We start from the raw sequence: 13003 nt of genomic DNA on the forward strand, positions 1-13003 counted from the left end.
AGTATTGATGGTTGGCAGTCGAACATCGTAGCATACGCTTCGAACATGTTCGAAGCAGCCTGCAATATTCGCGACAACGGATACACAGCGGCCGATCAAACGAACGTGTATGGCTGATACGGATCCGTGCGACCCACGTCCAAGCGACTCCGAACACCGATCCACCCGGCGGACGGCTGATGGACCGACGCTCACTCTGACGCCGTTTCACGTTGCTGGCATCGCCTTCCTGTTTGTCGGTTTCGCGCTCGCTCTCTATCAGGGCCTTCAAGCGTTCGAACTCGTTCCGCAGGTGTCGTGGATCACGTGGACGCACATCCACTTCGTTACGATCGGCGCGTTCACGCAGTTGCTCTTCGGCACGCTGCCACAACTGACGGCGCGGAAACTCGAGCAACCGGGACCGTCAGCAACGGCTATCAAAGCCGGTTTTCTCGGATTGAACGGCGCCGTACTACTCGCCTGGTACGGTCGTGCCTTTGGCGAGCCGCTGTGGTTCGACATCGGTCTTGGGACGATCTGGCTGCTCACGGGCTGGCTGTTCGCCGTCGTTCTCCTGATGGTACGCAGAAGCGACGGCGGGCGAGCGCGCGACCCGACCATTGGCTTTTACCTCCTCTCACCGTTCGTCTACCTGATCGGGCTCACGTTCGCGTTCGGACTGTACAGCCACGGCTGGGACGTCCCCGGCGGCTGGTACGGACTCCGGGAGGCACACGTCCACGCCAACGCGTGGGGGTTTCTGGGCCTCGCGGCGATCGGCACGCTGTACGATCTCTTTCCGCGGCTCGTGGACGCGGAGCTATACAGCGACCGCCTGAAACGATACTCGTTCCCGCTGTTTGCACTCGGTATCGTCCCGCTCGTCGTCGGACCGGTGCTCGGCATGGGGAAGACGGTGACCGCGATCGGACTAGTACTGTACGCCGCCGGCTATGTTCTCTATATTTACACGCTCGCTCAAACCTACCGGGCCGGCACGCCGAGCGGGACAGCGCTCTCGGTGCTCGTCGCCCAGCTGTGGATCCTCAGCCCAGCGAGTTTCGCCCCGTTCATCTTGTTCAGCATGCCACTCGGTATCCCCGACCCGTGGATCGAGACCGGCGCATTGCACTTCCTTTTCATCGGCTGGGCGCTTCCAATCGCGCTCGCGGGCTCGCTGCTCGTCGCCCGCACTCTCGAGTGGCCCCACGGAACCGCTCGAGGTGACGGCGGAGACAGCCGCGTCGACGGACTCGTCCCCGCGAAGCGTCTCCCGTCGGCCGTCGGACCGAAGTCCGTCCTCGCCTGGAACCTCGCGGTCCTCGCCGTCGGGATCGGCTTCTTCTATCAGGACCAGTCGTGGTCGGCGCTACTGTACGGCTCGGGATTCACTGTCCTCCTCTCACTCTGGGGGTACTATCTGCTGAAGATCGTCGAACAGCGGTGGTCAGCCCGCGCGCAGACGTCGTCAACTCGAGTGTGATTTCCGGACTCGACGAGAAAAGCGTTGTATACACCGTCGTCGGGATATCGCGTTCAAAGCCGCTCACAGTCAGCGGCCTGCGCTATTCTGAGTTCTCGCCGAGTGACCGTGTTTCATCAACATCGCTCGGCTGTAGTTGGCGAACGAGATTCAGGTGCATGAGATGTAGGTGCATCCCGATACCGTACAATATTAGTCCCAATCCGACGAAAATGAGCGGAAGGAGTATCGATTCAATTGCCTGAGAGACACTCTCAAGATTCGCCGGCAGAACGCCTATAATCGTCAAGAGAAATGCGCTCACGATCACAAGGTAGCCGACACGGACTGCGCGGGGAGTAGTTTCCTATCTGCTGAATCCGATTCTCGATCTCGTCATTAGTGGGAGTCGATTTCTCGGAAGTCATAGCCACGTGTGAGCGACTAGTGGGTTCGGTGGAATAATTGTTCAACTTGCAGCCATCGGTCGACCGTTTCACACGATCAGCAATCAGAGGGGCAGGTTGCGTACAGAAACGCTGGATTGCGATCACCTCAGCAATCACCGTCTGCCCAGCTCTGTCGCAGCATCCGCCAAACCTCCGTCTTCAAAAGTGGCGATTGTCACACAGCGATGGTCTCGTCTCAAACACCGGACCTCAGATCACTGCAAGAGACTTCTGATCGTTCCGGTTTTCTCGTGACGGACAGCATGTAATGCTAGTCCGCCGTGAATGTTTGCGTTCTCGTCTCTTCACTAGCCGGGTACACTTTCTATATCTCGGCCCGACTACGCTATGGCGATCGCCTCTCGAGTCGGAAACGGTCGCGGAGATGCACCGTCGGCAGTTCACCAACGACAAACGGAATGGGAGGTGGTGCGAGACGCGACGAAGCGGTCTTGGGTCACCGCAGCAGCCACGAGAGCGGTCGATACGGTACTTCACTACCCGATCAAACGGGCGGTGTCAACGCCGTGGTATGGTTCATTACTGGACTCGAGGACGATCTGTTCCCGGTCTGCTCAGCCCGAACGATGTGAGAGTCGGCCGGCGATCCGCGACGAGACCAGTGCGAGTCCAAACCGGCCATATTATATTGTAGTTGGTTCACAAAACCGTTATTGCTGTGGAAACCGTACCGTCGATCGATGAGCGACTCCGCAAACGACGAACGCCAACGGATCCGTGAACAGAAGAAGCGAGAGCTGCAGGAACGTCTCGAGAACGGCGGGGGCCTCGGTGCGGCCGACAGGGAGAGCACCGCACCCGACGAGCCAATCGCGATCACAGGCCAGGGTCACCTCGACGAGGTCGTCGGAGAGCACGACGTTGTCCTCGTGGACTGTTACGCCGACTGGTGTGGCCCCTGTCAGATGATGGAGCCGACGATCGAGGCTCTCGCCGCGGAGACCGACGCCGCCGTCGCGAAGGTCGACGTCGACGCTCACCAGCAGATCGCCCAGCAACTGGGCACTCGCGGCGTCCCGACGCTCGTCCTCTACGCCGACGGCCAGCCGGTCGAGCGGATGGTTGGCGTCCAGGACCGCGGAACGCTGGAGGGGCTAATCGAGCAACACGCGTAGTGACGCACCTGCCGAGGCCACGGCAGTCGATAGTGATTATCTGAACAGCGTCCTGGTCCGACCTAAATACGGGGACCGGCGACACGACCACGACACACTGACCTTCAGCCATGACCACCGATTGGCGGCGAGCGATCGAGACGCAACGGGAAAGGAAAGACCGGTACTTTGGCGGCGACCCGCACTCGCCGATTCAGTCGGACAAGCGCGAGTCGTTCGACGGCCTCGAGTATTACCCGATCGACGAGGCATACCGGTTCGAACTGCTGCTGCACGAGTACAACGACCCTGAACCGGTCACCGTCGGGACGAGCACCGACGGCGAGCGGAAGTATCTTCGGTGGGGCGAGTTCCGATTCACCGTCGACGGCGAAGACATCACACTGCAGGCCTACAAGGCGGATCCGGACGACGATCGGCTCTGGGTCCCGTTCCGAGACGCGACCAGCGGCGACGAGACCTATGGCGCCGGTCGGTACCTCGACCTCGAAGGCGACGCCCACCGAACGGGCGACGAAAACTGGATCCTCGACTTCAACGAGGCGTACAATCCGACGTGCGCGTACTCGGATCGGTACGAATGCCCGCTCCCGCCGACGGAAAACTGGCTCGAGGTCCCGATCGAGGCCGGCGAACAGGCGTACCACTGACGATGATTCCGGACTAATTCGGCGCCCTCGACGGAATTTCGCTGTTTTCGAACGTCGTAGGCGCTATCGAACCACCGTGACCGTCGATCGTGAGAATACCACCAGTTATATTATCTACTGAAACTATTACTCACAAGAGTACCCCATGACGACCACTGAAGACCGAATCCGAACGACGCACATCGGGAGCCTTCCCCGCCCGCCGGCGCTTCTCGACCTCCTCGAGGCGCGTCAGAACGACGAACCGGTCGACGAGGACGAGTGGAACGAAACCGTCGCAGAGGCCACGCGGGCCGTCGTCGAGCGACAGGACGATGTCGGGCTCGACGTCGTCAACAACGGCGAACAGTCACGGGTCTCGTTCAACTGGTACGTTGCGGACCGTCTGAGCGGGATTGACGGGAAGCGCGAGCAGGAGCTCTGGGCGGACCTCCAGGAGTTCCCCGAGTACGCCGAGGAGACGTTCAAGACGGATGTCATCGATCTCTCGATGCAGCCCGTCGTCGACGGTCCCATCGAGTACACCGGCCACGGGGAAGCCGAGGATGAACTCGAGGAGTTCCGAGACGCGCTCGAGACCGTCGACGCCGACTTCGAGGGGACGTTTATGACCTCGGCGTCGCCGAGCATCGTCGCAACCACGCACGTCAACGAGTACTACGACAGCTACGAGGAGTTCCTCTTCGCCGTCGCGGACGCGATGCAAGCGGAGTACGAACTGGTCGCCGAGACCGGAACGACCCTTCAGATCGACGCGCCCGAACTCCTCACCATCGGCCAGACGGCGGCCTACGCGGACGAACCGCTCGAAGAGATCAGAGCAGCCACGCGCCTCCACGTCGAGGCGCTCAACGAGGCCCTCGAGAACGTCCCCGCCGAGCAGGTCCGCCTCCACACCTGCTGGGGGAGCTACGAGGGCCCCCACCACCTCGACGCGGACCTCGTTGACCTCCTGCCGGAGATCTACGAGGCCGACATCACCGGACTGAGCGTCGAACAGGCCAACCCCCGTCACCAGCACGAGTACCGCGCGTTCGCCGAGCAGCCGCTTCCCGACGGCTGGACGCTGATGCCCGGCGTCGTCGACGTCAAGACGAACATCATCGACCACCCGGAGACGATCGCGGACCGCCTCGAGCGCGTCGCGGACGCGGTCGACGAGTCGACGCCGATCGTCGCCGCGCCCGACTGCGGCTTCGGCACGCAGGCCGGCCTCGGCATGGTCGACCCCGAGATCGCGTGGGCCAAACTCGAGGCGCTCGTCGAGGGCGCCGAGATCGCGACCGAGCGCGTCTACTGACGGCCGCCTCTTGGGCCGCCGGGTGGAAGCCCGTCCGGTGAGCGGTCCGCTCGCGTCTCACGCGAGCGGAAGCGTGAGCGAGAACGTCGATCCCTCACCGGGTTCCGACTCGACCCAGATGCGGCCGCCGTGCCGTTCGACGATCCGCCGAGCGAGGGTCAGTCCCATCCCGGTTCCCTCGTGTTCCTCGTGCGTGTGCAAGCGCCGGAAGATCTCGAAGATCCGGTCCTGATCGTCGGGGTCGATCCCGATTCCCTCGTCCCGAACCGAGAGTAAGCACTGCCGTCCGCGCCGTTCCGTCTCGATATCGATTCGGGGCCGCTCGTCGCCGCTATACGTGATCGCGTTGGTGACGAGATTCTGAAGTACCCGTCGCAACTGACTGGCGTCGCCGCGAACGGTCGGCAACGATTCCGCCGTGATCTCCGCGCCGGTCTCCTCGATCCGGAACTGCAGGTCGTCGAGGACCTCGTCGAGCAGTTCGTCGAGGTCGACCGACTCGAACGACTCCCCTTGCGTATCGACCCGGGAGTATTCGAGCAGCCCATCGATCATCTCCGTCATCCGTTCGGCGCCGTCGACGGCGAACTCGAGGAACTCTGTCGCCTCCCCGTCCAGGTCGTCGCCGTAACGGCTCTCGAGCAGTTGCAAGTAGCTCGAGACCATCCGCAGCGGCTCCTGTAGATCGTGGCTCGCCGCGTAGGCGAACTGCTCTAAGCGCTCGTTCGATTCCTCGAGTTTCCGTTTGTACTCGTCGCGCTCGGTGACGTCGACCGCGACGAGCATCCCCGCGAACACGTCGCCATCGTCGTCCCTGACAGGAACGATGTGGACGTTCCAGATGTGATCGCGAAACGAGACGTCCGTTTCGGTCGATTCACCGCCGAAGACGGACCGGAGCGCCGGCTCGAGTTCGGTGACGAGTTCGTCGGGGTAGACGTCGTGGATCGTCTTTCCCTCGAGTTCCTCGGGGGGAAGATCGATCTCGTCGAGGATTTGCCCGTCCGCGAAGGTATACCGGAGTTCCTCGTCGAACATCGTGATCACGCCGTTCGGGAAGCTCTCGACCAGCGTCCGGTAGCGCCGTTCGCTCTCCTCGAGCCTGCGTTGATACGCGAGCCGCTCGGTGACGTCCCTGACGACGCCGATCCGGCGGTACGTCCCGGATTCGGCGACGTGGGTCGTCACCGCCGTTTCGGTGGGGACCGCCTCGCCGTCGGCCGTCTGGATCGTTGCCTCCAGTTTCGTCGCGCTCGACTCGTCGGCGACGGCTTGAGCGCGTTCGAGTACCTCGTCGTCGACGACAAGCGACTCGCGTGCGCCGAGCAGTTCCTCGCGGTCGTAGCCGGTCAGTTCGGCGAACGCCCGATTGACGACGGTGAATCGGCCCTCGTCGTCGACCGTGTAAACGCCGTCGTCGATCGCCTCGATGATCGTTCGATACTTCTCCAGTTTCCGCTCCCGTTCTTTCTGCGCCGTGACGTCGGCGTCGATTCCGACGATGTGCTGGACCGTCCCGTCGTCGTCGGTGACTGGGACCGCCCGGGCGTGAATCCACCGCTGCTCGCCGTTCGGTCTGACGATCCGAAACTCCTCATCGAACCGCCCGTCCGGCAGTGCGGTGTAGGCCTCGCGGACCCGGTCTCGGTCCGCCGGGTGGACGAGTTCGAGCCACGAGAGCCCGTCGTCGTACAGGTTTTCGCGGTCGTGTCCGAAGACGTCCTCGTAGGCGGGGTTCGCGTAGACGTACTCCGCGGGGTCCGCGTCGGTCAACCAGATGACCTCCTCGAGGTGTTCGCTGAGCGTTCTGAATCGGCGTTCCTGCTCTCGAAGCGCCGCCTCCATCCGGTTGCGCTCGGTTACGTCCCGGACCACACCGATCCGCGTTTCGTCGCCGTCCTCGTCCAGAATAACGAATCGATTCTCGACCGTCCGGGTCTCGTCCGGACCGGCGTCGATCGTCTCCTCGAACATCGGTGGTTTCCCCTCGCTTCCGTCGCTCCACTGTTCGGCCTCGATGGAGGCGAACTCCTCGCCGAACACCGTCGAGGCGTGTCGCCCCTGCAGTTCCGCCCGCGAGAACGGGGTCAGGTCGGCGAACGAATCGTTGACCAGTTCGAACCGACGCTCCTCGTCGAGAACGTAGATGCCCTCGTGGGCCGTTTCGACGACCGTTTCGTACCGCTCGAGCTCTCGACTACGCTCGAACCGATCGGTGATGTCCTCAATCGCGAAGACGACGCCGTCGATTTCGTCGTTGTCACCGTCGGAGAGCGGCGCGCCGCTGATCGAGAGCCACACCCGCTGACCGTCCGGCCGCAAGACCCCGCTGACCTGATCGAACACCGGTTCGCCGGACTCGAGGATCCGGGAGAACGGCAACTCCGCCGACGAAAGGGAATGGCCGTCGGGACCGATCTCGTCCCACTCGGGATCGTCGAACCGCAACTCGTCGATCCGCTCTTTGCTACGACCGAAGATTTCTTCGGCGCGATCGTTTGCGAAGCGCATCTCGCCATCGGTATCGACGATCGTGATGCCGATCGGACTCGTTTCGACGATCTTGTCCTTGAGGGACGCCTCCGCGTCTCTGCGCCGGTTCGCTCGCTCCCGATCGACGACCGAACCGAGGACGTTCGCGACGCTCTGGACAAACGCCGCGTCCGAGTCGTCGAACGCGTCCGTCGTCGTGTAGATAGCGAGGACGCCCCACGGCCCCTCTGTCGAGCCGATACTGGCGCAGATGACGCTGCTGATCGTCCGGTCGGGGAGAAACGGCGGCCGGTCGAACTGATCGCTGGTTTCGAGGTCGACGACGACGGGGTCGTCCGCCGTCAGCGCCGTTCCGTGTGCGGTATTGCGACCGGATGCAGTCGTCTTCGTTCCGATGCGATCGTCGTCGATCCCGTTTCCGCCGCGGATCAGGAACCGATTGTCGCCCGGAGCCGATTCGAGAACGGTCGCGAACTCGGCCTCGAGTACGTCACTGACCGCCGTGACGGCGCTGTCGATCAACTCGTTCGGATCGTCCGTGTCGAACGCCCGGCGACCGAGGTCTGCAACGAGCCTCTGCTGTCGGATAGCAGCGTCCGCCGTCGAGTTCCCATCCGAACGAGGAGAGGGTGTCATTGTCCGTGCTAGAAAGGCGAAGCAGTATAAGGCCACCTTCTCGAACGGGACGGTGCCGTCACCGAACGACGAGCATCGATACGTAGCCGAGCCCGAACGCGAGGACGAACGATCCGATCCAAGCGGCGACGGTGAATCCCAGCTTTCGGGGGCTGACGCCGTCTCCACCGGCGACCGCGAGTCCGCTGCCGATGATCGCGCTCACGATGATCTCGTTGAACGAGACCGGTACCCCGAGCAGGACCGCGGTCTGTGCGATGAGAAACGAGGGGACGAGCGTCGAAATGGATCGTCGCGGTCCCAGCGACGCGTACTCCTGCGAGATTGACTTGATCATTCGGGGCGCACTCGTCCACGAACCGACGAGGATCCCGACGCCGCCGCCGAGCAACACCACGATCGGTGACACCGTCGGCAGCTCCTCGAGCAGCGGGAACAGTGGTCCAACGGCCAGTCCGACCTGACTCGCACCTGCCGAGAACGCTACGAGCGCACCGAGCGAGAGCAGGAACCGGCGCAGCCCGCCGGCCTCGTCGCGACCGACGTCCCAGCGAACGACAGTCGCGGCGATGGTCCCGAAGCCGAGGGAGATTACGATCGTGGCGGCGACGCCGTCGACGGGAACCAGCGTGGTCCCGGCGGCAGCGAGTGTTCCCCCGACCGACGCGAGGAACGAGAACTCGAGGTTCGCAACCACGACGCCGACGATCCCGGCGAGAATCGGAACGGTGACGTCCTCAGGAGCATCAGCTCGCGGGAGGATACTGGCGAGACCGTAGGCGATTCCCCCGCCCACGAACGGCGTGAGTATCCAGACCGCGCCGATTTCGGCGTACTTCCCCCAGGCCGGATCGCCGCCGAGCGCGAGGCCGACGCCGACGACCGACCCAGTCACGGTGAACGCAGTCGCGATCGGATATCCCGTGTAGATCCCGATCGCCATCAGCCCGGCGCCGATCAGCAAGACGACGATGACGCCGCTGACAGGAAGGCTGATTCCGTCGACGAGGCCGCTGCCGACGGCTTCGGAGACACTTCCGCCCTGTGTCACCGCGCCAGCGAAGCCGAGAATGCCGACGAAAAACGCCGCACGCATTGTGGAAATAGCGTTCGCACCGACAGCCGGGGCGAACGGGGTCGCGCCGCTCGAGCCGGCGCCGATGACCCACGCCATGAAGAGGCTCGCGACCGCGGCCGCTGCGAACAAGAGTATCGTTGTGGGTTCCATCAGTGCGCGAAAATCCTCCGTCTCAGTTCTCGAAACACGAAATTCGAACGGTGTTAGTCGGCACTCGCCGGGCTGGAGTCGGCCGCGGCACGCTTGCTGCGCCAGACCCCCTGCAGGTAGGCGCCGGCGAACATGCCGACGAGCGCCCACAGGATGGCGACGTTTCCGATCCCGAGGCTGGCGTAGGCCGCGCCGGGGCAGATCCCCGAGAGCCCCCAACCGACACCGAAGATCCCGCCGCCGATCAGGACGTTTCGATCGAACGATTTCAGCCGTCGACGGTACACGTCACCCGTCAGCGGTGCGCTGTCGCGAATCCGGGGCATGATCGCGAAGGCGATCCCGGAGACGATCGCGGCGCCAAACATGACGAACGGCAGGCCGAGGTCGTCGAACTGGAGGAAGTCCAGCACGACTTCCGGCCGGGCCATGTGGCTGTACGCCAGTCCGAAGCCGAAGATCAGGCCGCCGACGAGGATCAGCGGCATGAACAACGGATGACGATTCCGGGTCACGTTATGGACTCACCCCCACTGCCTGGACGATCTGAGCGGTGACTATCGCGACCGTCAGGAACGTGATCACGCCGACGATTGACGTTTTCGAGGCCGAGCCGACGCCGCAGACCCCGTGGCCCGACGTACAGCCCTTCCCGACGCGTGTCCCGATCCCAACGAGGACGCCACCGAGCAGGAGCCGCCAAGGCTGGACGTCGGTCGTCCACGTCCCGCCCTGCCAGAAGACGGCGTAGACCGCCGCTCCCAGAATGATTCCGAGCGTGAAGACGATGCGCCAGTCTCGAGAGGCGCGGTACTGCTTGAACCGCGACTGATCCGAGACGTACGACAGCGTCGACTCGAGGAACGTACTCGCGCCTGCGGCGATCCCCGTCCCGAGATAGATGACGACCGCGCCGAGGCCGACGAGCAGTCCACCGATAGCGTACCGGGAGATGCCGTTGGGGAACGGCTCGGCGGGCACTATCTGACCCGGGGCGGCAAGTTCGGCGAACAGTGCGATCTCGATCACGGTGATCAGTCACCCGCCAGCGACTCTTGGCTGGCCGCGCAGTTGTTCGGGCCGAGCTCGAGTTCGAACGCTTCCTTGTCGTTGGCCTCCTGCTGTCCGAGGTTCGTGAGGATGATATCCTCGTAGTTGGCCGGACGGGGCGGCATATCCGAGAGGATCAGCTCGACGAACTCGTCTTCGTCCATCGTTAGAGCGTCCATCTCTTCTTCGAGTTGGTTGATCGGTGCCGTATAGGTGCCATCGTCGGCGGGATCGGCGGAGTCACTGAAGTGAGCCCCGCCGACGAGCGTGTCGTTAGGCAGGGTCAGCACGCGCTCCTGCAGCGACTCGTAGAGCTGGCGTGCGGCGTCTTCTGCGCCCTCGTCGCCCTCCTCTAAGTCAGGGCGGGCAACACTCTCGACGAACAGGCCGTCGCCAGTCGCGAGGAGCGAGCCGTCGATCAGGTACGAGGTCATCCCGGAGGTATGTCCGGGCGTGTAGACGGTTTCGATCGTGGCAGCACCGACTTCGAACTCGTCGCCGTCTGCTGCGAGAGTCATCTCGTCGGCGTAGGTGATACCGCGGTCGACCGCCGCCTTGGGGATGACGCCCTCGACGCCCTCATCGGCGAGGTCGCGGATCCCCGAGATGTGATCCGCGTGGATGTGCGTGTCGATTGCGTACTTCAGGTCGGCGTCCAGTTCGTTCGCATCTTGGAGATAGCGGTCGGTGAATGCACGCAGTGGGTCAATCAAGGCCGCCTCGTCACCGTCAACGATGAGGTAGCCGAGACAGCCGCTCGAGGGACGCTGGTACTGGTAGAGCGTCCCCGCGCCGTCGTAGCGCTCGACCTCGACGCGCTCGTAGATTCGCGCCCAGCCGTTCATCCCGTTCTCGAGGTGGTCGACGTCGTAGCCGCGCTCTCTCAACTGTGCGGCGACGTACTCGCTCGAGCCGCCCTTCGCACAGAGAACCGTAATTTCGCGCTCATCGGGAATCTGTGCAAGGACATCGTCGTCAATTTCGTCGTCCAGGAACTCGAAGTACGGGATGTTGATCGATTCGACGGTCTCCCCGTCGATCCTCCACTCGTTGTACTCCGATTCCATGCGGGTATCGAGGAGTGTGACGTCCTCGCCCGCGTCGATTTTCCCCTTCAATTCGTCTGGACTGACCGATTCGATCTCGACGTCCGGCATTGGAAGATCCATATCGTCCATGTTGTACAGTTCCCAGTATCGGCTACTGGCACTTAAGAGTTTGTGTAGTAATTCCTATTATCTACAATACAGGCTGGCCAAGTATAGCCTCATGATTTCTATATACGCGTATGCAGGCGGTACTAACTAGTTATTTTATCCTCCTCAGGGCCAGGGGTGTTCGTGTATTGTGCAATAACCGGAGGCCTTATATGGGAGCGCCCAATATTGTATGATAGCTCCAATACGGGGCCAGAACGAAACTATGAGTTCGGAATACCAGACCACGGAGACGCTAGACGTGAAAGGACAGTCGTGCCCGATGCCCATCGTGAAGACCAAGCAATCGATCGACGATCTCGAGGCCGGCGACATCCTCGAGGTCGTCGCGACTGACTCGGGCAGCATGAGCGACATTCAGGGGTGGGCCGACGGCACCAACGGCGTCGAACTCCTCGAGCAGGTCGAGGAGGACGATTTGTACACTCACTACGTGAAGAAAACGGAATAATGAGCACGGATAACCCAACGACGGCAGTCGACGACGCCGATCCGGACGTCGACGCCGCCGAGTTACAGGCGCTGCGCGAGCGCGTCGAGGAATTGGAAGAATCGATGGCAGCGGTGGACACTGGCGACGATCAGAAGAAGATGACCATCGTCGCGACACAGGGGAGCTTCGACATGGCGTATCCACCGTTAATCCTCGCGAGCACTGCGGCCGCCTTCGGCTGGGAGGTTGTCGTCTTCCACACGTTTTGGGGGCTCGATATCCTCCACGAGGAGAAGTCGAAGGACCTCAAGTTGAGCGCCGTCGGCAACCCGAATATGCCGGTCCCGAACGCCGTCGCCGCGCTCCCCGGCATGGATACGATAGCCACGAAGATGATGCAGAAGAAGATCGACGATAACGGGACCGCCACCATCGAGGAACTGATCGACCTCTCGCTCGAGAGCGGCGTCGATCTGCAGGCCTGTCAGATGACGATCGAGCTGATGGACTACGACGAGGACGACTTCCACGACGGCGTCACCACCGGCGTCGGCGCGGCCACCGCGTTGCAGCACATGGCTGAATCCGACATCCAGCTCCTCGTCTGAGCCATGACCGACACCGAGTCCACGCGCTCAAAGCCGAGCCTGCGCGTCCTTGAAGCGATTGCCGACGCGGAAGATGTCTCGCCGATTATCCTCAAGCCACCGCTCAACGACGTTGTGGATCCTGCTGCGCTGGACCGATTATTTGAACCGACCGCTGCTGACGACTCGGTCCGAAGCGGACACGTTTCGTTCCGGTACCGGGGGTATGACGTAACAATCTCTTCGGATGGGGCCGTCAAACTGTCGTAAGAAGAGTTTGGGATTCGATTCTACGACCCTCGGCTATTGTCATTTTCATCCACTACTACACCCGTCGGTTGAATCATGTGACGCAGAGGTCTGGAATCGATTAATTACTG

12 protein-coding genes are annotated in these 13003 nt (G+C 62.5%); 7 read left to right on the top strand and 5 right to left on the bottom strand.

The features are described from left to right. The first annotated feature begins 109 nt into the window (after positions 1 to 109). The 4 genes from FEJ81_RS19580 to FEJ81_RS19600 all read left to right on the top strand — a co-directional run bounded on the left by FEJ81_RS19580 (position 110) and on the right by FEJ81_RS19600 (position 4979). On the top strand, positions 110 to 1465 hold the full coding sequence (locus FEJ81_RS19580) for a heme-copper oxidase family protein (protein WP_229504801.1): 1356 nt from the start codon (positions 110 to 112) through the stop codon (positions 1463 to 1465). Positions 1466 to 2594: 1129 nt separating this feature from the next. Further along, complete coding sequence (locus FEJ81_RS19590) at positions 2595 to 3029, top strand: thioredoxin family protein (RefSeq protein WP_138246951.1); 435 nt, start codon at positions 2595 to 2597, stop codon at positions 3027 to 3029. A 110-nt stretch (positions 3030 to 3139) separates the two neighbouring features. Continuing rightward, positions 3140 to 3679 (top strand): DUF1684 domain-containing protein, encoded by a 540-nt coding sequence (locus tag FEJ81_RS19595; RefSeq protein ID WP_138246952.1) that lies wholly within the window; start codon positions 3140 to 3142, stop codon positions 3677 to 3679. A 145-nt stretch (positions 3680 to 3824) separates the two neighbouring features. Then, on the top strand, positions 3825 to 4979 hold the full coding sequence (locus FEJ81_RS19600) for a cobalamin-independent methionine synthase II family protein (RefSeq protein ID WP_138246953.1): 1155 nt from the start codon (positions 3825 to 3827) through the stop codon (positions 4977 to 4979). A 57-nt stretch (positions 4980 to 5036) separates the two neighbouring features. Here the strand turns inward: FEJ81_RS19600 and FEJ81_RS19605 are convergent, their stop codons facing one another. The 5 genes from FEJ81_RS19605 to FEJ81_RS19625 are packed head-to-tail and all read right to left on the bottom strand — an operon-like array spanning position 5037 to position 11564. Further along, positions 5037 to 8108, bottom strand: coding sequence for a PAS domain S-box protein (locus tag FEJ81_RS19605; protein ID WP_138246954.1), 3072 nt, complete (start codon positions 8106 to 8108; stop codon positions 5037 to 5039). Between the two features lie 58 nt (positions 8109 to 8166). Beyond that, positions 8167 to 9336: an inorganic phosphate transporter gene (locus tag FEJ81_RS19610; protein WP_138246955.1), complete on the bottom strand. Its 1170-nt coding sequence runs from the start codon at positions 9334 to 9336 to the stop codon at positions 8167 to 8169. Positions 9337 to 9389: 53 nt separating this feature from the next. Continuing rightward, the gene (locus tag FEJ81_RS19615) at positions 9390 to 9851 is read right to left on the bottom strand and encodes a DUF6691 family protein (protein WP_324618341.1); all 462 of its coding nucleotides are present in this window, start codon (positions 9849 to 9851) and stop codon (positions 9390 to 9392) included. A gap of 1 nt (position 9852) precedes the next feature. Beyond that, complete coding sequence (locus tag FEJ81_RS19620; protein WP_138246956.1) at positions 9853 to 10365, bottom strand: YeeE/YedE family protein; 513 nt, start codon at positions 10363 to 10365, stop codon at positions 9853 to 9855. A 5-nt stretch (positions 10366 to 10370) separates the two neighbouring features. After that, positions 10371 to 11564 carry an MBL fold metallo-hydrolase gene (locus tag FEJ81_RS19625; protein ID WP_138246957.1) on the bottom strand — a complete coding sequence of 398 codons (1194 nt, stop codon included), beginning with the start codon at positions 11562 to 11564 and terminating at the stop codon, positions 10371 to 10373. 244 nt (positions 11565 to 11808) lie between these two features. Here FEJ81_RS19625 and FEJ81_RS19630 point away from each other — a divergent pair, with 244 nt between their 5' ends. From FEJ81_RS19630 to FEJ81_RS19640, 3 genes are read left to right on the top strand one after another with little or no spacing between them, the layout of a single operon-like run. Continuing rightward, positions 11809 to 12054: a sulfurtransferase TusA family protein gene (locus tag FEJ81_RS19630; protein ID WP_138246958.1), complete on the top strand. Its 246-nt coding sequence runs from the start codon at positions 11809 to 11811 to the stop codon at positions 12052 to 12054. After that, positions 12054 to 12644, top strand: coding sequence for a DsrE/DsrF/DrsH-like family protein (locus FEJ81_RS19635; protein ID WP_138246959.1), 591 nt, complete (start codon positions 12054 to 12056; stop codon positions 12642 to 12644). Before FEJ81_RS19630 ends, FEJ81_RS19635 begins: the two co-directional genes overlap by 1 nt. 3 nt (positions 12645 to 12647) lie before the next feature. After that, on the top strand, positions 12648 to 12893 hold the full coding sequence (locus FEJ81_RS19640) for a HalOD1 output domain-containing protein (RefSeq protein ID WP_138246960.1): 246 nt from the start codon (positions 12648 to 12650) through the stop codon (positions 12891 to 12893). Positions 12894 to 13003 lie beyond the last annotated feature (110 nt).

The sequence above is a fragment of the Natrinema versiforme genome, from assembly GCF_005576615.1.
Lineage (GTDB): Archaea > Halobacteriota > Halobacteria > Halobacteriales > Natrialbaceae > Natrinema > Natrinema versiforme_A.

Coding starts and splice junctions, on each gene's coding strand:
- FEJ81_RS19580 (WP_229504801.1), top strand. CDS start 110: ATGGCTGATACGGATCCGTGCGACCCACGTCCAAGCGACTCCGAACAC.
- FEJ81_RS19610 (WP_138246955.1), bottom strand. CDS start 9,336: ATGGAACCCACAACGATACTCTTGTTCGCAGCGGCCGCGGTCGCGAGC.
- FEJ81_RS19630 (WP_138246958.1), top strand. CDS start 11,809: ATGAGTTCGGAATACCAGACCACGGAGACGCTAGACGTGAAAGGACAG.
- FEJ81_RS19625 (WP_138246957.1), bottom strand. CDS start 11,564: ATGGACGATATGGATCTTCCAATGCCGGACGTCGAGATCGAATCGGTC.
- FEJ81_RS19590 (WP_138246951.1), top strand. CDS start 2,595: ATGAGCGACTCCGCAAACGACGAACGCCAACGGATCCGTGAACAGAAG.
- FEJ81_RS19640 (WP_138246960.1), top strand. CDS start 12,648: ATGACCGACACCGAGTCCACGCGCTCAAAGCCGAGCCTGCGCGTCCTT.
- FEJ81_RS19635 (WP_138246959.1), top strand. CDS start 12,054: ATGAGCACGGATAACCCAACGACGGCAGTCGACGACGCCGATCCGGAC.
- FEJ81_RS19595 (WP_138246952.1), top strand. CDS start 3,140: ATGACCACCGATTGGCGGCGAGCGATCGAGACGCAACGGGAAAGGAAA.
- FEJ81_RS19600 (WP_138246953.1), top strand. CDS start 3,825: ATGACGACCACTGAAGACCGAATCCGAACGACGCACATCGGGAGCCTT.
- FEJ81_RS19605 (WP_138246954.1), bottom strand. CDS start 8,108: ATGACACCCTCTCCTCGTTCGGATGGGAACTCGACGGCGGACGCTGCT.